The following is an 18,230-nucleotide window of genomic DNA, read 5'->3' on the forward strand; positions in this document are numbered from 1 at the left end:
GACTGGTTCGGCGAAAACATCTGGCCGCCCCCAACTTATCGGCTTTGCCGGATGCGAGGTGGTAGGGCGCTGGCCGGTTCTGCTGCCCGACTATTGTAAAAGGAACCTGTCCCATCGTGCACCACTGCAACGCAGACGGTGTCATTGAAGCACGAGAAAAGTGAGGGGAAATTCGTGGGGTTGCTCAGCGGGCCACTGCCTTTTGCTAAGCAAAAACAATTATTTAGATAGAATCCTTGGTGGAGCCGAGGGGAATCGAACCCCTGACCTCCTCATTGCGAACGAGGCGCTCTACCATCTGAGCTACGGCCCCAAGGAGCGGCGGAGATACGGCGACAGAGGCCGGACGTCAAGCGGGGTTATCACAGCGCCTTGTCAGCACCCTCCAGGCGCGGCAAGAAGCTCAGGCGCATCGACGGAAAAACCATGGCCCCGATCATCCATCTCGTCTTCTTCATCATCAACGCCCTGGTGGACCTGCTCTGGTGGGCCATCGTGATCTCGGCGATCCTCAGCTGGCTGTTCGCGTTCGAGGTCATCAATCGCCGCAACGAGTTCGTCTACAACGTCGCCAGCTTCCTGGACCGGATCACCGATCCGATCCTGCGCCCCTTCCGCAAGATCATTCCCGCGATCGGCGGCGTGGACATCAGCCCGATCATCGTGCTGCTGCTGCTGCGCGGCGTTCAGATCTTCATCCTGCCGGCCCTCGAGGCCGCTCTGATCGGCCCCTTTGGCTGAGGTCCTGGCCGTTCGCCTGACGCCGCGCGGCGGGCGGGACGCCGTCGACGGCTGGGCGGTGGACGCGGACGGCCGCGCCTTCCTGAAGGTCCGCGTCGCCAGCCCGCCGGTGGATGGCGCGGCCAACGCCGCCTTGGTGGCCTTTCTCGCCAAGACCCTGAAGATTCCACGCTCTGCCGTGAGGCTCGCGTCCGGCGAAACGGCGCGGGTCAAACGCCTTGAGCTCGATGGCGTCGATCCGTCGGCCCTTGTCCGCGCATTTGGGCCGCGCCCCGGGACTAGCGACGCCTGACCCGCGCCGGCGAGGACCCGCGCCCGGCCCAATCTACGCCAAACCATTGATGAAACGTGCTTCTTTTCACATCCTCTTAGCCCTTAACGGCTAAGCTCGAGGGTCGAAACCCAGTTGGGCTCGGTTCGGGGGAACAGCGCCAAATGAGCGCGATGGTGGAGAAGAGAGACGTGGCGCGCACGATCGCTTCGCGACGCGCGAACACCTATCTGCGCCTGATCGCCACCGTCGCCATCGCCCTGATCCTCGACGTCTATATCAGGCTGCCATGGGTATGGGTTTGGGCGGCGCTCTACGCCGGCCTGCAGGGGGCCGAGCTATGGTTCCACACCTGGACCCAAGGCCGATCCGAACGGACCCAGGCGCTTTGGCGACGACTGACCGTCACGGCGGCGCCCTTCCTGACCTCGGCGGTGTTCGGCGTCGTGGCCTTGCCGCTGTTCGCCTCGCAAGCGCGCTTCGCGCCGACGCTCGGCGGAATGCTGCTGGCCGGCGCCTTGCTGAACGTGGTGGTGATCAATGGCAGCCAGCGCTCGGCCGTCTTCTCGGCGGCCGCGCCCTATGTGGTCTATCTGCTCATCGTCCCGCTCGTCGCCCGCTCGGCCAATCCCGGCGCGCCTCTGGCCAACGCCCTATGGTTCGGGGCTCTGCTGCTGATCGCCGCCGTCACCGTGGCGGCGCGCACCCTTCACACCGCCCTCAAGGCCGAGGCCGACGCCAAGGAAGAGGCCGAGCGCCGTCGCTACGAGGCCGAGGAAGCGGTGGCGGCCAAGTCGGCCTTCGTCGCGATGATCAGCCATGAACTGCGCACGCCGATCAGCGCCATTCTGGCCGGCGCCGCGCGCCTGCACGGCGACGTCCCCGAGGCCGGTTCGAAGATCCAGGCCCAACTGATCGCAGACGCCGGCGGACTGATGCGGACGCTGTTGAACGACCTGCTGGATTTCTCGCGGCTCGAGGCGGGCCGGATGTCGGTCGACAGGTCGGCCTTCAACCTGCGTCAGACGATCGCCGACACCCTGCGGCTCTGGCGGCCCGAAGCCGCGCGCAAGGGCCTGCGCCTGCGCACGCGGGGCGCGGCGACCCTGCCGCGCTGGGTGACCGGAGACGCCATGCGGCTGAAGCAGGTGCTCAACAATCTGCTTTCCAACGCCCTGAAGTTCACGACGCGGGGCGAGATCACCGTCACTCTGCGCGCCGAGACGGACGGCGCGGTCATCCTGCTGTCGATCGATGTCGTGGACACGGGCCCCGGCATTCCCGAAGCCGCGCTTCCGCGCCTGTTCGCTCCGTTCGAACAGCTCGACGAGGCCGTGGTCCGCCAGCATGGCGGATCCGGGCTTGGCCTGGTGATCAGCCGGGAGCTGGCGCGCCTGATGGGCGGGGATCTTTGCGCGAGCAGCCCGGCGGGCAAGGGCGCGCGCTTCACCCTGACCGCGACGCTGGAAGCCGCGGAAACGCCGACGGGCGCCGCAGAAGCGCCGGAGATCGCCGGCATGAGGGTGCTGGTCGTCGATGACCACGTCGTCAACCGCCGAGCCCTCGAGCTGGTCCTGCAGCCTTTCGGCGTCCACGCCACCCTCGCGGAGTCGGCCGAGGAAGCGCTCGAACTGCTGAGGGCCGAAGTGTTCGACGCGGTGTTGATGGACGTCTACATGCCCGGCATGGACGGCCGGGCGGCCACGCGGCTTCTGAGGACCAGCGTCGGCCCCAACCGGGACGTGCCGGTGATCGCCGTCACCGCCTCGGCGACCGTCCGCGACTGGGAGGACTGCCTCGACGCCGGCATGAACGCGCATGTGTCCAAGCCCATCGATCCGGCCGAGCTGTACATGGCCCTGGCCAAGACGCCATCGAGCCCCCTGCGCGAAGCCCAGACGAAGACCGTGGCGCAACGAGGCGGCTAGAGGCCAGCGTCGCCGCCGAGCGCGCTCAACCCCGTTTTGGAAACCGTTCCAGAACCTCGCCGAGCCGGGCCCTCAAGGCGTTCTCGTCCTTCAATTCGCATTCCCAGATGGTTTCGACGGTCCAGCCCTCGGTTCGCAGGGCCTCTGCGACCCTGGCGTCCCGCGCCTTGTTGCGCGCCACCTTGGCCAGCCAATAGTCGCGATTGGCCTTCGGCACCCGCGCGCCGCGCGCGCAGTCGTGGCCGTGCCAGAAGCAGCCGTGGACGAAGAAGGCCAGCCTCCGACCCGGCATGACCAGATCCGGGCTGCCGGGCAGGTCCTTGCGATGCAGGCGATAGCGCGCGCCAAGGGCGGTCAGGATGCGGCGCACCGCCCGCTCGGGCGAGGTGTCCTTGCTCCTGACTCTGGCCATGACGGCCGAGCGCTTTTCCTTGTCGTAGACGTCGGTCAAGCGCCCGCCGGCCTCAAAGCCCCTCGAACAGCGCCGTCGAGAGATAGCGCTCGGCGAAGCTGGGGATGATCGTCACGATCGTCTTGCCCTTGTACTCGTCGCGGAGCGCCAGGTCGAAGGCGGCCGTCAGGGCCGCGCCCGAGCTGATGCCGACCGGCAAGCCTTCGATCGCCGCCGCGCGGCGGGCCATGGCGAAGGCGTCGTCGTTGCTGACCTGGACGATCTCGTCGATCACGCCGCGATCGAGCACGTCCGGCACGAAGCCTGCGCCGATGCCCTGGATCTTGTGCGGACCCGGCGCGCCGCCCGACAGCACGGCCGAGGCCTCGGGTTCCACGGCCACCATCTTCAGCGAGGGCTTGCGGGCCTTGAGGGCCTGGCCGACGCCGGTGATCGTGCCGCCGGTGCCGACGCCCGAGACCACGGCGTCGACCGCGCCAGCGGTGTCGTTCCAGATCTCCTCGGCGGTCGAGACCCGGTGGATCAGCGGATTGGCGCTGTTCTCGAACTGCTGCGGCATGACCGAGCCAGGGGTGGCTTCGATCAGCTCCTGGGCGCGAGCGACCGCGCCGCGCATGCCCTTTTCCGCCGGTGTGAGCTCAAGCTTGGCGCCGAGCAGCAGCAGCATCTTGCGGCGCTCGATCGACATGCTCTCGGGCATGACCAGGATCAGCTTGTAGCCCTTGGCCGCCGCCACGAAGGCCAGGGCGATGCCGGTGTTGCCGCTGGTCGGCTCGATGATCGTCGCGCCGGGCTTCAGGATCCCCTGCGCCTCCAGCGACTCGACCATCGAGACGCCGATCCGGTCCTTGACCGAGGCGATCGGATTGAAGAACTCCAGCTTGGCCAGGACCTCGGCCTTCGGCTTCAGCTCGGCCGACAACCGGGGCAGGCGCACCAGCGGCGTGTCGCCGATCGTGTCGATGATCGAGTCATAGACCTTGCCGCGACCGACGCGCTTGAAGCGCGCGGCGTCATAGAGGGAGGAAGCGTCGTCCATCGGAGCACCTCGGAGCCTTGGGTTGCGGAAAGCGGCGCACCCTAGACCCGCAAATTCCACCTGTCAGGGGGTCATTCGGCGGCGAGGCTTGCAGTTTTGCTATAGACGAGCGGCTCGAGGAGTTTATCGGCCAGCCATCTGACGACCGGCGCGGCCACGCCGTCGCCGACGACCTGAAGGCCCGCCGTCTGCGACGGAGGCAAGCGATAGGAGTCCGGCAGGCCCATCAGTCGAGCGCCCTCTCGCGGGGTCACGAGCCGCGATCGGATCTCGCCGTTCTCGATGACCAGCAGGGTCTGGCGCGACGAGCCGCCGCGCGGCGTGCGCAGGCATCCCGCCAGACCGTCGAACCGCACCTCGGCGCGCTGCTCCCCGGCGCGCATCCGCCGGAAGACCGCGCCGACGGAACGCCCGCCGGCCCTCACCCGCGCCTCGACCGCCTGGCGGTGAGCCGGCGCCATCAGGGCCAGAAGACCTTCGGTGCGCTCAGGCGGGTTCCAGGACACGACGGCGTCAGGCTCAAGCAGGGCGGCGAGGTCGGTGTTGCGCAGCGGCGGGGATGGAACGCCCCACCAGATCCAATGGGCCCGCAGGTCTTCGGGCAGCCGGGCGGCGGCCTCGCGCACGGCGCGGGTATGGAACGCGCTCGGCCCTTCGAGGCTCTCGGTCGGCAGGCGAGTGGCGATGACGAAGACCCGGGGCCGTGACTGCGGAACGAAGGCCGAAGCATCGATCTCCAGCGCCCCGAAGCGGTAGCCCTCCTCGCTGAGCGCCCCGCACAGGGCGGTGAAGTCGTCGCCGTGATGCGAGGTCAGCAAGCCGACCACGTTCTCGATGACGATCACCGATGGCGCCCGACCCTGGGCCGCCATCGCCCGCATCAAGGTCCAGAAACCGAAAAAGGCCGAGGACTTGCCGCCCGCCAGGCCGGCGCGGGCGCCCGCCAGGCTGAAATCCTGGCAGGGGCTCGAGGCCCAGGCCAGGTCCGCCGTCGGCAGGGCGTCGACGGTGAGGGCGAAGACGTCGCCCTGATGGAAGTGGCCTTCGCCGTCGTCGAAATTGGCCTGATAGGTCGCCGCCTTGACAGGATCGAAGTCGTTGGCGAAGGCGCAGGTCCAGCCATCCCCCAACCCCACGCGGGCCATGCCCCCGCCGGCGAAGAACTCCAGGAAGGTGGGGCGCGGGTTCCGATTCATCGCCGCCGAGTCTAGCCTCACCGCGCCTCAAACGGGATAGCCAAAGACATGCGCGCCACCGTCCCGATCGTCGCCGTCCTGTTGATAACGGCCTGCGGGCGCTCGCCCATGGGTTCGACCGAGCCCGCCGGACCGCCGGCCGATGCGCCGACCGCGATGGCGGCGGACTATTCCGGCGATTTCGACGTCCTCGGGACCGAGCCGTTCTGGAGCGTCAAGGTTCGCGCGAGCGTCATGACCCTCGCGCGACCCGACCACCCTGACGCGACCACCGCAAGGCTCGACACAAGGGTCGAGGGCGAGGTGGGCGTCTTCGATGCGCCCATGGGCGAACATCGCCTCGTGCTGCGCCTGATCCCCGGCGAATGCTCCGATGGCATGTCCGATCGTCGCTACGACTATTTCGCGGAAGTCACGGTCGACGGTGAAACCTTGAAGGGCTGCGCTTCGCGACCGGGGAATCTCGCCGCCCAGCCGAAGCCCTAGAGCCTGTCCTTAGAGCGCGTTCGAGCGGTTTAACGCTCACACTTAAACCTAACGCGCTCTAGTCGCCCTTCGGCCCCAGATAGTTGGGCCCGTACACGGCCGCTCGGAAATCGTGGTGCAGCGTGGCGTCGAACGGATAGGTCTGGACGAAGAAGACGGCCGTCAGGTGGTTGACCGGGTCCACCCAGAACAGGGTGGTTTCACGGCCGTCCCAGAAGAACTCACCGACCGCGCCGCGGTTCTCGGCCGCCGTCTGCGGCTGGCTCTTGCGGACGGTGAAGTCGAGGCCAAAGCCCACCGTGCCCTTGCTGGGCAGCCAGCGACGCTCGGTCACGCGGGCGTCCAGATGATCGGTGGCCATCAGGCGTACGGTCGACGGCTTGAGGATGCGGACCCCATCCAGCGCTCCCTCGCCCAGCAGCATGCGCGAGAAACGCGCGTAGTCGTCGATGGAGGCCGCCAAGCCGGCCCCGCCCATGGTCAGACGTCGGCTCGGATCGAAGTTCAAGCTCCGGGTCTCGGCGTCGTCCTGACGCATCAGCTTGCCGTCCGGTCCCTTGTTGTAGGTGGCCGCCAGGCGGGTGAAGGCGCTCTCGGGCTGGGTCCAGGCCGTTTCCTTCATGCCCAGCGGATCGAGGATGTGCGCCTTCACATAGGCCTCGAACGGCTGGTCCGACAGCTTCTCGACCAGCAGCGCCTGGACGTCGACCGCGGCGCTGTAACTCCATTCCGAGCCGGGATCGAACAGCAGCGGCGCGGTCGCCAGGCGGCGGCCAAACTCACTCAGGTCGTTCTTCAGGTTCAACGGATCGGCGGCCGAGAACGCGGCGTCGGCCGGCGTGGCGGTCCCGCCATACGAGAAGCCCGCCGTGTGGCGCATGATGTCGCGGATCACGATCGGGCGGGCGGCCGGACGGGTCGCGCCCTGAGCGTCCATGACCTTCATGTCGGCGAATTCGGGCAGGTAGCGCGACAGCGGATCGTCCAGGCCGAACTTGCCCTGCTCCCACAGCTGCATCAGCGCCACGCCCGTGACCGGCTTGGTCATCGAGAAGATCTGCACCAGGGTGTCGCGGCGCATCGGCTTGCCGCCTTCGCGGTCGGCCATGCCGGCGGTCCCGAAGTAGCGCTCCTGCCCGTCCTTCCAGATCAGGGCCGAGACCCCGACGGCCCGGCCGCTGTCAACCATGGCCTTGAGCGCCGCGTCGATCCGCACCTTGTCGATCTTGACCGGCGCGGGCGCCTCGGCGACCGGGGCCGAACGCGCCAAGGCCGGAGCGGCCGGAACGGCCAGCAGCGTCGCCGCCACGGCGGCGAGGATCATCTTCTTGGACACGGGGCCTCCCCGAAACGCTTCTTGTGACAGCGTTGGACTGTCGCCGAGGGAGAGAGGTTTTTCCAGCCGCTCGTGGTCGTAGTGGGGGCTCGGATCAGCCCTGCGAAGCGAGCATCTTCAGATAGGCGCCGTAGGGCGAGTTCTTCAGGTCATGCGCCAGGCCCAGCAACTGCTCGGACGAGATCCAGCCGTTCTGGTGGGCGACCTCCTCGACGCAACCGATCTTCAGGCCTTGCCGGTGCTCCAGCGTACGGACGAACTCCGAGGCCTCCAGCAGGCTGTCATGCGTACCCGTGTCCAGCCAGGCGAAGCCCCGGCCCATCCGTTCCACCGAAAGGTCGCCCGCTTCCAGATAGAGACGGTTGATGTCGGTGATCTCCAGCTCGCCACGCGCCGAGGGCTTGAGGTCGCGGGCGAAGTCGACGACGCGATTGTCGTACATGTAGAGCCCGGTGACCGCCCAGTTCGAGCGCGGCTTCTGCGGCTTTTCCTCGATGGAGATGGCCTTGCCGGCCGCATCGAACTCCACGACCCCGTAGCGCTGCGGATCGTTGACGAAGTAGGCGAACACGCTGGCCCCGCTCTTCGAACGCTCCTTGGCGCCCTGAAGGATGCGGCCAAGACCCGCGCCGTAGAAGAGATTGTCGCCCAGGACCAGCACGCTCGGTTCGCCCCCGACGAACGCGGCGCCAATCCGGTAGGCCTCGGCCAGGCCATTGGGATTGGCCTGCTCCGCATAGGTGATGTTGATCCCCCAGCGCGCGCCGTCCCCCAGGAGGCCCTCGAACAGCGGCAGGTCGCGGGGCGTGGAGATGATCAGGACATCGCGCACGCCGGCCATCATCAGGACCGACAGCGGATAGTAGATCATGGGTTTGTCGAAGACCGGCAGCAGCTGCTTGCTGATCGCCAGGGTCACGGGATGGAGGCGCGTGCCCGATCCGCCCGCGAGGATGATGCCCTTCATTACGTCTTCTTCTCAGTCCTGACGGCCAAACCTAGAGCGGAATTCCGGGGAGCGTGAGCGCTTTCGCTCCGGGGTCGGCGTTTCAACGCGATGATCTTGGAGGATTTTAGGCGCCGCGGCTCAGACATGACCCTTGGCGTGGAGATAGCGGTCGAGCGCATCGGTCCAGTGCCGCGGCGTACGGCCGATGGCGGCCGAGAGCTTGGCGTTGGACAGCACGCTGTAAGGCGGCCGGCGCGCGGGGGTCGGAAACGACTCGGTCGGGATCGGAGCCACTTCGGCGGCGATTCCGGTCTTCTCGATGATACGCCGCGCGAAATCCCACCAGCTGGCCGCGCCCGAATTGACGACGTGATAGACACCGGCCGGGGCGCGCGCCTCGATCAGATCCAGGATCGCCGCGCCGGCGTCCCACGAGGCGGTCGGCGACATCATCTGGTCGTCGACCACGGTCAGGCGGCCGCGCTCCTTGCCCAGGCGGATCATGGTCTCGACGAAATTGCCGCCCTTGCCGCTGGCCCCCGCCACACCGAACAGCGAGGCGACACGAGCGACAATGACGTCGTCATGCTCCAGCCGGGCCAGGTCCTCGCCCAGGGCCTTGGTCGCGCCATAGACATTGACCGGCGCGCGGCCGATCTCTTCCAATAGCGGTTCGCGTTCGGCCTGGCCGCCATAGACATAGTCGGTCGAGACCTGCACCAGCCGAGCCCCCCGGGCCGCGCAAGCCTTGGCCAGGCGACCGGCGAAGTGGGCGTTGATCGCCACCGCGGGGCCTGGGTCGTTCTCGCAGTCATCGACGCGCGTGACGGCCACGCAGTTGATGGCGACGTCGAAGAAAAGACCCTCGAAGCTCGCCCCGGGATCGGCCGCGTCGAGCTGTCCGCGAGTCACCGGCACGAGGTCGAGGCCACGCTGGCCCGCGAGGGCGACGAGGTCCGAACCCAGCTGACCGTTGGCGCCGAAAAGGGCGATGCGTGACATCAGGCGGTCTTCAGGCCCAGACGCTGGCCGGCGTAGCGTTCGCGCAGCGGACGCCACCAGGCCTCGTTGTCCAGGTACCACTGGATGGTCCTGCGCAGGCCGGTGTCGAAAGTCTCCTGGGCCTTCCAGCCCAGTTCGGTCTCCAGCTTGGTCGCGTCGATGGCGTAGCGGGCGTCGTGGCCCGGACGATCGGCGACGAAGGTGATCAGGTCGCGGCGGCTCCGGCCAGCCATCGGGCGCAGCTCGTCGAGGACGTCGCAGATCGCCTCGACCACCTGCAGGTTGGTCCGCTCGTTGCGGCCGCCGACATTGTAGCTCTCGCCCGGAACGCCCCTGGTGGCGATCAGGTGCAGGGCGCGGGCGTGATCCTCGACGTGCAGCCAGTCGCGGACATTGTCGCCCTGGCCGTAGACCGGCAGCGGCTTGCCCTCCAGGGCGTTCAGCGTGACCAGCGGGATCAGCTTCTCGGGGAAGTGATAGGGCCCGTAGTTGTTCGAGCAGTTGGAGACCACCACCGGCAGGCCGTAGGTGTGCCACCAGGCCCGGGCCAGGTGATCGGAAGAGGCCTTGGAGGCCGAGTAGGGCGAGCGCGGATCGTAGGGCGTGGTCTCGCTGAACAGGCCCTCGGCGCCCAGGCTGCCGAACACCTCGTCGGTCGAGATGTGGTGGAAGCGGAAGGCGTCCTTCTCGGCGCCGTCAAGGCCGCGCCAATGTTCCAGCGCCGCCTGCAGCATGACGTAGGTGCCGACGATATTGGTCTGGACGAAGTCGCCGGGGCCGGTGATCGAGCGATCGACATGGCTCTCTGCGGCCAGGTGCATGATCACATTGGGCCGAAACGCCTTGATCGTCCCCGCGACGGCCGCCGCGTCGGCGACGTCACCCTGGACGAACTGGTAGTCGGCCTTGCCCTCCAGCACGGCCAGGCTGGCCGGCGAGGCGGCGTAGGTCAGCTTGTCGAAGTTGAGGATCGCGACGTCGTTCTGGCCGGCCAGGTGGCGGCACACGGCCGAGCCGATGAAACCCGCCCCACCGGTCACCATCACGCGGAGATTCTGCTGCGACATGCGCTGGATAGCCCTCGGTCCTCAGAGCGCGTCAGCGCGCTCCAAACACAAAGATCGAGCCTTTCGCGGCGCGAAAGGCTCCGGGAGCCAGCCCGTACTCCAGTTTTTAGTGTACTTGCAACAGTCGAAGGCTAGTCGGTGAACACCACGGTCTTGCGGCCGTTGAGCAGCACCCGGTCCTCCAGGCGGTAGCGCAGGGCCCGCGCCAGTACGCGGCGTTCGATGTCACGACCCTTGCGGACAAGGTCTTCCGGCGTGTCGCGATGGCTGATGCGCTCGACGTCCTGCTCGATGATCGGACCCTCGTCGAGGTCGCCGGTCACGTAGTGGGCGCTGGCCCCGATCAGTTTCACGCCGCGCGCATGAGCCTGATGATAGGGCTTGGCGCCCTTGAACCCCGGCAGGAAAGAGTGGTGGATGTTGATGCAGCGACCCTGCAGCTTGGCCGACAGGCCGTCGGACAGCACCTGCATGTAGCGGGCGAGGACGACGATGTCGGTCTGGGTCGCCTGGATCAGCTTCCAGAGCTCGGCCTCCTGCTCGAACTTGGTCTCCTTGGTCACCGGCAGGTGATGGAAGGGCAGGTCCGAAAGGTCGATATGGGCGTAGGTTTCGGCCGGGTGGTTGGACATCACGCCGGTGATGTCCATCGGCAGCTCGCCGATCCGCCAGCGATAGACGAGGTCGGCCAGGCAGTGGTCGAACTTGCTGGCCAGCAGCAGCACGCGATAACGCTCGGCGCGATCGCGCAGGGTCCACTTCATCTTCAGGCCGTCGGCCAGGGCGCTGAATTCGCCGCGCAGGGCTGTGCGATCCGCGCCGTCGGCGTCGAAGACCACGCGCATGAAGAACTGGCCGGTCTCTTGGTCATCGAACTGCTGGGCGTCGAGGATGTTGCAGCCGCGCTCGTAGAGGAAGGCGGACACCTTGGCGACGATGCCGCGCTGGTCGGGGCAGGAGAGGGTCAGGATCATGGTCCGCTCCCTCTAGAGAACCGCGGCCGCCAAGAAAAGCCGAGAGCGCACGAAATCACTCGTCAGGCGCCTCGGGAGAAACGGTTTCGGCACGACCATGCCCCGCCGAAGACCAATGGCCGTCATGGACACCGAGCCGGGTAGGCGTCCCGGATAGAACGGGTCTAGGGTTCGCACCATGATTTCCTCCTCCGAAGTCTTGTCTGATCGCGCGATCGAACTGCTGGCCAAGCTGGTGGCCTTCGACACCACCTCGCGCCGGTCGAACCTGGAGCTGATCCAGTGGGTCGAGGGCTATCTGGCCCGTCTCGGGGTCCCCTCGCGACGCGTGCCGAACGCGGACGGAACCAAATCGAACCTGATGGCCACCATCGGCCCGGCGGTCGAAGGCGGGATCGTCCTTTCCGGCCATACCGACGTCGTGCCGGTCGATGGCCAGCCCTGGTCCAGTGACCCGTGGGTTCTGACCGAGCGCGACGGCCGCCTCTATGGCCGAGGGACCTGCGACATGAAGGGCTTCCTGGCGCTGGCCCTGGCCGCCGCGCCGGACCTGGCCAAGGCGACGCTCAGCAAGCCCGTCCACCTGGCCTTCTCCTATGACGAGGAGGTCGGCTGCCTGGGCGCGCCGGACATGATCGAGGTGATCGCCACCGAGGTTCCCAAGCCCGCCCTGGTGGTCGTCGGCGAGCCCACCGACATGGTCGCCGTACGCGGCCACAAGGGCATCGCCACCTTCACGGTCACCGTCACCGGCCGCGAAGCCCATTCCAGCCTTACCCACCTGGGCGTCTCGGCCAATATGGCGGCGATCAAGCTGATGGCGATGCTGGTCGCGCTTTCGGAAAAGCTGGAGCGCGAGGCCGATCCCAACTCGCCGTTCACCCCCAAGGGCGCGACCCTGACCGTCGGCATGGTCAACGGCGGCACGGCCGGCAACATCCTGGCCCGCGAGTGCAAGTTCTTGTTCGACCTGCGCACCCCGGCCGGCCAGGATCCGATGGCGCTGCTGACCGACTTCTTCGCGGCGGCGGACCGAATGGACGCCGAGATCAAGGCCAAGGCCCCCGAGGGCGGCGTCAAGATCGAGCGCCGCTCGCTGACCCCGGCCTTCGCGCCCGAGGAGAACGGCGTCGCCGAGGCGTTCGCCCGCAAGCTGACCGGCGACAATGGTCCGGCCCGCGTCGTGCCCTACGCCGCCGAGGCCGGGCAGTTCCAGGGCGCGGGCTTCTCGACCGTGATCTGCGGCCCGGGCTCGATCGACCAGGCTCACCAGCCCGACGAATATGTCGAGATCAGCCAGATGCAGCGCGGCGCGGCCTTCATGCGCCGGCTGATCGAGGACCTTTCCACTTCCTGATGACGAAGCGCCGTCCCACGAACGCCGCTGGGTCGATCGACATGACCCGCAGGATCGCGCCGGGCGAGGCCTTGCGCTTGGCCTGGATCGCGCGGCGATCGGCCAGCACCTGGTTCAGATCCTCGCGCTTCAGGGCCGCCTTTATCCCCCGGATCGCCGGCGCGACATCGCCGCGCCGCCAGTGCAGCAACAGCAGGCCCGCCGTCACCGCCACATGCAGCGGCAGGGTGAGCGGGAACAGCCAGCCGGGCGTGTTCTTCAGGAAGGTCCAGACTCGATTGCGCGAGCCGTGGAAGATCGAGAAGTCCGACCGCACACCCGTGCTGGCCGAGCCCACGTGGGCGACCTTGGCCTTGGGCAGCAGCAGGGTCGGCTGGCCGTAGAGGCGCAGGCGGTAGCCCAGGTCGACGTCCTCGCAGTAGCAGAAATAGCGCTCGTCGAAGCCGCCCACATCCAGGAACAGCTGGCGGTCGATCAGCATGGCCGCGCCGCAGGCCGAGAACACCTCGCCCTCGGGCAACACCGCCGGCGGCTTGCGGCCATACCCGCCCCGGAACGGTATGCCCGCGCTGGTGACGTTGTCGCCGGCCCCATCCAGCAGGCCCGGCCGGTCGGCCGAGAGTTGCAGCGAGGCGAAACTCTTCACGGTCGGATGGCGCGCGACGCCGGCCATCAACTCTTCCAGCCAATCGGGCTCGGCGTAGGCGTCGGGATTGAGCAGGACGAGCCAGCGGCCCCTGGCGCGGCGGGCGGCCAGGTTGTTACCGGCCGCGAAGCCCAGGTTGGCGCCCGCCTCGACGAAATCGACCCAGGGATTGGCCTTGGCCGCCGCCTGCGGCGCGCCGTCGGTCGAGGCGTTGTCGATCAGGATCGTCTCGAAGTCACGGAAGGTCTGGGCCGCCAGCCGCGCCAGACACGGCTCCAGCGTCGGACCGCTCTGATAGGAGACGATCACCACGGTCACCGTCGGGGCCCGGTTCTCCTGGCTCTTGTTTTCGGTCGCTTCAGGCGGCATCCGTGGCCAGTTCGTTTCTCAAGGCAAAATACGCGTCATGAAGATCACGCCGCTGGCGATCCCCGAAGTGCTGCTTATCACGCCCGCGCGCCATGGCGATGAGCGCGGCTGGTTTTCCGAGACCTTCCGCCAGTCGGCGCTGGAGGAAGCCGGGTTCAAGGCCGCCTTCGTGCAGGACAACCACGTCCGCTCGACCACGCGCGGCATCCAACGCGGCCTGCACTACCAGAAGCCGCCGCACGCCCAGGACAAGCTGCTGCGCTGCGTGGTGGGGTCGATCTTCGACGTGGCGGTCGACATCCGGAAGGGCTCGCCGACCTATGGCCAGTGGGTGGGCGCGGAGCTCTCGGCCGAGAACCGCCAGCAGCTCTTGGTGCCCAAGGGCTTCGCCCACGGCTACGTCACCCTGACCGACGCCTGCGAGGTGCTCTATAAGGTGACCGACTACTACGCCCCGCAGGCCGAGGGCGCGGTGCGCTGGAGCGACCCGGCCATCGGCATCGATTGGCCGATGCCGGTCGGCGAGATCACCGCCAACGACCGCGACAACGCCGCCCCGCTGCTGGCGCAGATCGAGTCTCCCTTCACCTACGAGGCCTAATTGTGAGCTTCACCGACTTCTTCTGGACCTCGCCCGAAGGCCTGCCTCTGCACGCGCGGGACCACGCGCCCGTCGGCGAAGTTCGGAAGCTGCCGGTGATCTGCATTCACGGCCTGACCCGCAACGCCCGCGATTTCGAGGACCTGGCGCCGCGCATCGCCGCCACGGGCCGCCGGGTGCTGGCGGTCGACGTGCGCGGCCGGGGCCTGTCGGCCCGCGACCCGAACCCGATGAACTACCATCCGGGAACCTACGCCGCCGACGTCGTTTCGCTGTTGGCGGCGGCCGGGATCGAGCGGGCGGTGTTCGTCGGCACCAGCATGGGCGGGCTGATCACCATGGTGCTGACCTCGATCGCGCCCGAGGCGATCGCGGCGGCGGTGTTGAACGACGTCGGCCCCGAACTGTCGCCCGTGGGACTGGCCCGGATCGCCGGCTATACCGGTATGGCCAGCCGCTTCGAGACTTGGGCCGACGCCGTCGCCTACGCCAAGGCGATCAACGAAGCGGCCTTCCCGAGCTACGGCCCCGAGGACTGGGACGTCTTCGCCCGCCGCCTGTTCGACGAGAAGGGCGGCGCCTTCGTCCTCGCCTATGATCCCGACATCTCGGCCCCGATCAAAGCGGCGGCGGAAGCCGCGGCCAAGACCCAGGCCGAAGGCGGCCAAGCCCTCGCGCCGCCGGACATGTATCCGCTGTTCCGGGCCCTGGCGAAGGACCGGCCGCTGCTGCTGGTGCGTGGCGGAATCTCGGACCTGATCGACCCGGCCATCGCCGATCGCATGCGCGCCGCCGCGCCTCACATGGCCTATGTCGAGGTCCCGGCGGTCGGCCACGCGCCGATGCTGACCGAGCCGGAAGCCTGGGCGGCGATCGAAAAGCTCCTCGAAACGACGCCCTAAAGGGTGTGCCCGGATGGCTTGGCCGTGCTAGAGGCCCCGCCACGGCTCGTTCTTCGCCGCGACAGAGTGCTGATCCGATGACCCTCGACCTCGCCGCCATCCAAGCCGCCGCCGGCCGCCTGAAGGGTCAGATCGAGCGGACGCCCTGCCGCCACTCCAAGACGCTGTCGAAGATCACCGGCGCCGAGGTGTGGGTGAAGTTCGAGAACCTGCAGTTCACCGCCGCCTACAAGGAGCGCGGCGCCCTGAACAAGCTGATGCTGCTGTCGGAGGCCGAGAAGGCCAAGGGCGTCATCGCCGCCAGCGCCGGCAACCACGCTCAGGGCCTAGCCTATCATGGCGCTCGTCTGGGCGTGCCGGTGACCATCGTCATGCCCCGCACCACGCCCTTCGTGAAGGTGCAGCACACCCGCGACTTTGGCGCGACGGTGATCATCGAGGGCGAGACCTATGACGACGCCAATGCTCACGCGCGCAAGCTGCGCGACGAACAAGGCCTGACCTTCGTCCACCCGTTCGACGACTACGACATCATGGCCGGCCAGGGCACGATCGCCCTGGAAATGCTCGAGGACGCGCCGGACCTGGAGATCCTGCCGGTGCCGATCGGCGGCGGCGGCCTGATCAGCGGCGTGGCCACGGCGGCCAAGGCGATCAATCCGAACATCCGCATCGTCGGCTGCGAGCCAGCCATGTATCCGTCGTTCACCGCCCGCATGCGCGGCGTCGCCGCTCACTGCGGCGGCCAGACGATCGCGGAAGGGGTTGCGGTCAAGCAGGTCGGCGACCTGACCTATGGCGTCGTGCGCCCGCTGATCGACGACGTGCTGCTGCTGGAAGAGCCGCACCTGGAGCAGGCCGTCTCGCTGTACTGCAACGTCGAGAAAACCATCGCCGAGGGGGCCGGCGCGGCCTCGTTGGCGGCTCTGCTGGCCTATCCGGAGCGTTTCCGCGGCAAGAAGTGCGGCCTGATCCTGTGCGGCGGCAACATCGACACGCGGCTTCTGGCCTCGGTGCTGACCCGCGAACTGGTCCGCGCCCAGCGCCTGGCCTCCCTGCGGATCATCGGGGACGACCGCCCGGGCCTGCTGTCGACCGTGGCCTCCGTGATCGGGACCATGGGCGCCAACATCATCGAGGTGAACCACAACCGCCTGGCCCTGGACGTCCCCGCCAAGGGCGCGGAGTTCGACATCACCATCGAAACCCGCGACGCCCAGCACACCCAGGAGGTCATGGACGCCCTGCGCGAGAGCGGTTACCCGCCGCGGGTGGTCTAAACCGAACTCTCATCCCCCTTTGGGGGAGGTGGCCCAGAGGGCCGGAGGGGGCAAGCTGGACGCAAGCCGCGTTAGCCCCCTCAGTCGCTCCGCGACAACTCCCCCAGAAGGGGCGCAGATTCGCCTATTCCTTCGGCTTGCCCGGCCCGATCCGGTTCACGTCCAGCAGTTCGATGCGGAAGATCATCACGCTGTTGCCGGGGATCGGGCCCTTGTCCTGTGCGCCATAGCCGAGCGCCGGCGGCACGTAGAGGATCCATTCGTCGCCTGGCTTCATCCGCTGCAGGCCAATGACCCAGGCCGGCACCAGGCCGTCCAGCGGGAACACGGCCGGCACGCCGCGCTCATAGCTCGAGTCGAACACCGTGCCGTCCAGCAGCTTGCCCTCATAGTGAACCTTGACCTCGTCGGCGGCGGTCGGATGCAGGCCGCCCGGGGGACCTTCGCGCACCACCTTGTACTGCAGGCCCTGCGGCAGGGTCACGACGCCGGGCTCCTTGGCGTTCTTGGCCATGAAGGCGTCGGCGGCGGCCAGGTTCTCCTGCGCCTGCTTGCCGGGACCGCAGGCGGCGAGGGTCAGGCCTGCGGCGGCGAGGATGAAAAGCAGGGCGCGACGGAGCATGGGAAACCTCAGCGAAACTGGCCGTTCAGCTAGCACGGACCGCGCGGCATTCCACCTCTTACCCGATATGCCAACGATTTCACGGAACAGTGGTGGCTTTCACCGGCCAGCTTTTCTAGAAACGGCCTCCCAACAGCAGACGAGCCGCTCATGAAACCCGTTCGTAAAGCCGTCCTTCCCGTCGCCGGCCTGGGCACCCGCGTCCTGCCTGGGACGAAGACCACGCCGAAGGAGCTTTTGAACGTCGTCGACCGTCCCATCCTGTCCTACATCGTCGAGGAAGGCCGCAAGGCGGGTATCGAACACTTCGTCTTCGTCACCGGTCGCTCCAAGGGCGCGATCGAGGACTATTTCGACCACCAGGTCGAGCTGGAGGCCCAGCTGGAGGCCAAGGGCAAGACCGACATCCTCAAGCAACTGCGGGACGAACTGCCCAAGCCGGGCGAGATGAGCTTCGTGCGCCAGATGGCCCCGCTGGGCCTGGGCCACGCCGTCTGGTGCGCTCGCGAGATCATCGGGGACGAGCCGTTCGCGGTGATGCTGCCCGACGTGATCGTCGACGCCCAGCCGTCGGCGCTCAGCCAACTGATCGAGGTCTACAACAAGGTCGGCGGCGGCAATGTGATCGGCGTCGAGGAAGTGCCGGCCAGCGAGACCCACAAGTACGGCATCGTCGCGCCGGGCAAGGTCGACGGCCGCGTCGCCACCATGACCGGCATGGTCGAGAAGCCCCCCCAAGGCACGGCGCCCTCGAACTGGTCGATCGCCGGTCGCTACATCCTGCAGCCCGAGATCTTCGGCCTGTTGGCCAGCCAGGAGAAGGGCGCGGGCAACGAGATCCAGCTCACCGACTCGATGGCCAAGCTGATGCAGCAGCAGCCTTTCCACGCCTATGTCTATGACGGCGTGACCCACGACTGCGGCGACAAGATCGGCCTGCTGAAGGCGAACGTCGCCCTGGCCCTGAAGCGTTCCGACCTGGGCGCCGCCGCCCGCGCGGCCGTGGAAGCCGCCCTGAAGGCCTAACTCTAAATCCTCCCCCTAGAGGGGGG

At 67.7% G+C, this 18,230-nt stretch carries 19 protein-coding genes and 1 tRNA gene; 9 read left to right on the forward strand and 11 right to left on the reverse strand.

From position 1 onward, the window contains the following. Nucleotides 1–237: 237 nt before the first annotated feature. Nucleotides 238–313 (reverse strand) — tRNA-Ala (locus VJ655_RS14670). A gap of 113 nt (nucleotides 314–426) precedes the next feature. Here VJ655_RS14670 and VJ655_RS14675 point away from each other — a divergent pair. The 3 genes from VJ655_RS14675 to VJ655_RS14685 all read left to right on the forward strand — a co-directional run bounded on the left by VJ655_RS14675 (nucleotide 427) and on the right by VJ655_RS14685 (nucleotide 2,940). After that, a complete protein-coding gene (locus VJ655_RS14675) occupies nucleotides 427–741 on the forward strand; it encodes a YggT family protein (RefSeq protein ID WP_324112297.1) in 315 nt (104 codons plus the stop codon). Next, complete coding sequence (locus VJ655_RS14680) at nucleotides 734–1,033, forward strand: DUF167 domain-containing protein (RefSeq protein WP_324112299.1); 300 nt, start codon at nucleotides 734–736, stop codon at nucleotides 1,031–1,033. Before VJ655_RS14675 ends, VJ655_RS14680 begins: the two co-directional genes overlap by 8 nt. Nucleotides 1,034–1,176: 143 nt before the next feature. After that, nucleotides 1,177–2,940, forward strand: coding sequence for an ATP-binding protein (locus VJ655_RS14685; protein WP_324112300.1), 1,764 nt, complete (start codon nucleotides 1,177–1,179; stop codon nucleotides 2,938–2,940). 25 nt (nucleotides 2,941–2,965) lie between these two features. On the opposite strand, the gene VJ655_RS14690 is transcribed toward VJ655_RS14685, so the two are convergent. The 3 genes from VJ655_RS14690 to dcm form a co-directional block, all read right to left on the reverse strand. After that, nucleotides 2,966–3,391 (reverse strand): DNA mismatch endonuclease Vsr, encoded by a 426-nt coding sequence (locus tag VJ655_RS14690; protein ID WP_324112302.1) that lies wholly within the window; start codon nucleotides 3,389–3,391, stop codon nucleotides 2,966–2,968. A gap of 13 nt (nucleotides 3,392–3,404) precedes the next feature. Beyond that, complete coding sequence (cysK, locus tag VJ655_RS14695) at nucleotides 3,405–4,391, reverse strand: cysteine synthase A (protein ID WP_324112304.1); 987 nt, start codon at nucleotides 4,389–4,391, stop codon at nucleotides 3,405–3,407. Nucleotides 4,392–4,462: 71 nt separating this feature from the next. Next, the gene (gene dcm / locus VJ655_RS14700; RefSeq protein WP_324112306.1) at nucleotides 4,463–5,587 is read right to left on the reverse strand and encodes a DNA cytosine methyltransferase; all 1,125 of its coding nucleotides are present in this window, start codon (nucleotides 5,585–5,587) and stop codon (nucleotides 4,463–4,465) included. Nucleotides 5,588–5,635: 48 nt separating this feature from the next. Here dcm and VJ655_RS14705 point away from each other — a divergent pair, with 48 nt between their 5' ends. Further along, a complete protein-coding gene (locus tag VJ655_RS14705; RefSeq protein WP_324112308.1) occupies nucleotides 5,636–6,073 on the forward strand; it encodes a hypothetical protein in 438 nt (145 codons plus the stop codon). Between the two features lie 58 nt (nucleotides 6,074–6,131). Here the strand turns inward: VJ655_RS14705 and VJ655_RS14710 are convergent, their stop codons facing one another. From VJ655_RS14710 to purU, 5 genes are all read right to left on the reverse strand, one after another. Beyond that, entirely contained in the window at nucleotides 6,132–7,409 is a 1,278-nt protein-coding gene (locus VJ655_RS14710; protein ID WP_324112310.1) for a serine hydrolase domain-containing protein, read from the reverse strand. Nucleotides 7,410–7,503: 94 nt separating this feature from the next. After that, nucleotides 7,504–8,376 (reverse strand): glucose-1-phosphate thymidylyltransferase RfbA, encoded by an 873-nt coding sequence (gene rfbA, locus VJ655_RS14715; RefSeq protein WP_324112312.1) that lies wholly within the window; start codon nucleotides 8,374–8,376, stop codon nucleotides 7,504–7,506. A 120-nt stretch (nucleotides 8,377–8,496) separates the two neighbouring features. Beyond that, on the reverse strand, nucleotides 8,497–9,360 hold the full coding sequence (rfbD, locus tag VJ655_RS14720; protein ID WP_324112314.1) for a dTDP-4-dehydrorhamnose reductase: 864 nt from the start codon (nucleotides 9,358–9,360) through the stop codon (nucleotides 8,497–8,499). Next, nucleotides 9,360–10,427, reverse strand: coding sequence for a dTDP-glucose 4,6-dehydratase (gene rfbB / locus VJ655_RS14725; protein WP_324112316.1), 1,068 nt, complete (start codon nucleotides 10,425–10,427; stop codon nucleotides 9,360–9,362). Before rfbB ends, rfbD begins: the two co-directional genes overlap by 1 nt. A gap of 131 nt (nucleotides 10,428–10,558) precedes the next feature. Then, nucleotides 10,559–11,401: a formyltetrahydrofolate deformylase gene (gene purU / locus VJ655_RS14730; RefSeq protein WP_324112318.1), complete on the reverse strand. Its 843-nt coding sequence runs from the start codon at nucleotides 11,399–11,401 to the stop codon at nucleotides 10,559–10,561. A 178-nt stretch (nucleotides 11,402–11,579) separates the two neighbouring features. Between purU and argE the strand changes: the two genes are divergently transcribed. Continuing rightward, nucleotides 11,580–12,758: an acetylornithine deacetylase gene (gene argE, locus VJ655_RS14735; RefSeq protein ID WP_324112320.1), complete on the forward strand. Its 1,179-nt coding sequence runs from the start codon at nucleotides 11,580–11,582 to the stop codon at nucleotides 12,756–12,758. Here the strand turns inward: argE and VJ655_RS14740 are convergent. Next, complete coding sequence (locus VJ655_RS14740; protein WP_324112321.1) at nucleotides 12,721–13,773, reverse strand: glycosyltransferase family 2 protein; 1,053 nt, start codon at nucleotides 13,771–13,773, stop codon at nucleotides 12,721–12,723. The two genes, argE and VJ655_RS14740, sit on opposite strands and share 38 nt — an antisense overlap. 37 nt (nucleotides 13,774–13,810) lie before the next feature. On the opposite strand from VJ655_RS14740, the gene rfbC reads away from it, so the two are divergent. From rfbC to VJ655_RS14755, 3 genes are all read left to right on the forward strand, one after another. Next, nucleotides 13,811–14,374, forward strand: coding sequence for a dTDP-4-dehydrorhamnose 3,5-epimerase (gene rfbC / locus VJ655_RS14745; RefSeq protein ID WP_324112322.1), 564 nt, complete (start codon nucleotides 13,811–13,813; stop codon nucleotides 14,372–14,374). Then, nucleotides 14,374–15,276 carry an alpha/beta hydrolase gene (locus VJ655_RS14750; RefSeq protein ID WP_324112356.1) on the forward strand — a complete coding sequence of 301 codons (903 nt, stop codon included), beginning with the start codon at nucleotides 14,374–14,376 and terminating at the stop codon, nucleotides 15,274–15,276. The genes rfbC and VJ655_RS14750 overlap by 1 nt, the downstream gene beginning before the upstream one ends. A 77-nt stretch (nucleotides 15,277–15,353) precedes the next feature. Further along, nucleotides 15,354–16,556 carry a threonine ammonia-lyase gene (locus tag VJ655_RS14755; RefSeq protein ID WP_324112323.1) on the forward strand — a complete coding sequence of 401 codons (1,203 nt, stop codon included), beginning with the start codon at nucleotides 15,354–15,356 and terminating at the stop codon, nucleotides 16,554–16,556. Between the two features lie 124 nt (nucleotides 16,557–16,680). On the opposite strand, the gene VJ655_RS14760 is transcribed toward VJ655_RS14755, so the two are convergent. Beyond that, nucleotides 16,681–17,178, reverse strand: coding sequence for an FKBP-type peptidyl-prolyl cis-trans isomerase (locus tag VJ655_RS14760; protein ID WP_324112324.1), 498 nt, complete (start codon nucleotides 17,176–17,178; stop codon nucleotides 16,681–16,683). Nucleotides 17,179–17,328: 150 nt separating this feature from the next. Here VJ655_RS14760 and VJ655_RS14765 point away from each other — a divergent pair, with 150 nt between their 5' ends. Further along, a complete protein-coding gene (locus VJ655_RS14765) occupies nucleotides 17,329–18,204 on the forward strand; it encodes a UTP--glucose-1-phosphate uridylyltransferase (protein WP_324112325.1) in 876 nt (291 codons plus the stop codon). Nucleotides 18,205–18,230 lie beyond the last annotated feature (26 nt).

Origin of the sequence: Caulobacter sp. (genome assembly GCF_035254145.1) — a bacterium.
Taxonomy (GTDB): Bacteria; Pseudomonadota; Alphaproteobacteria; order Caulobacterales; family Caulobacteraceae; genus Caulobacter.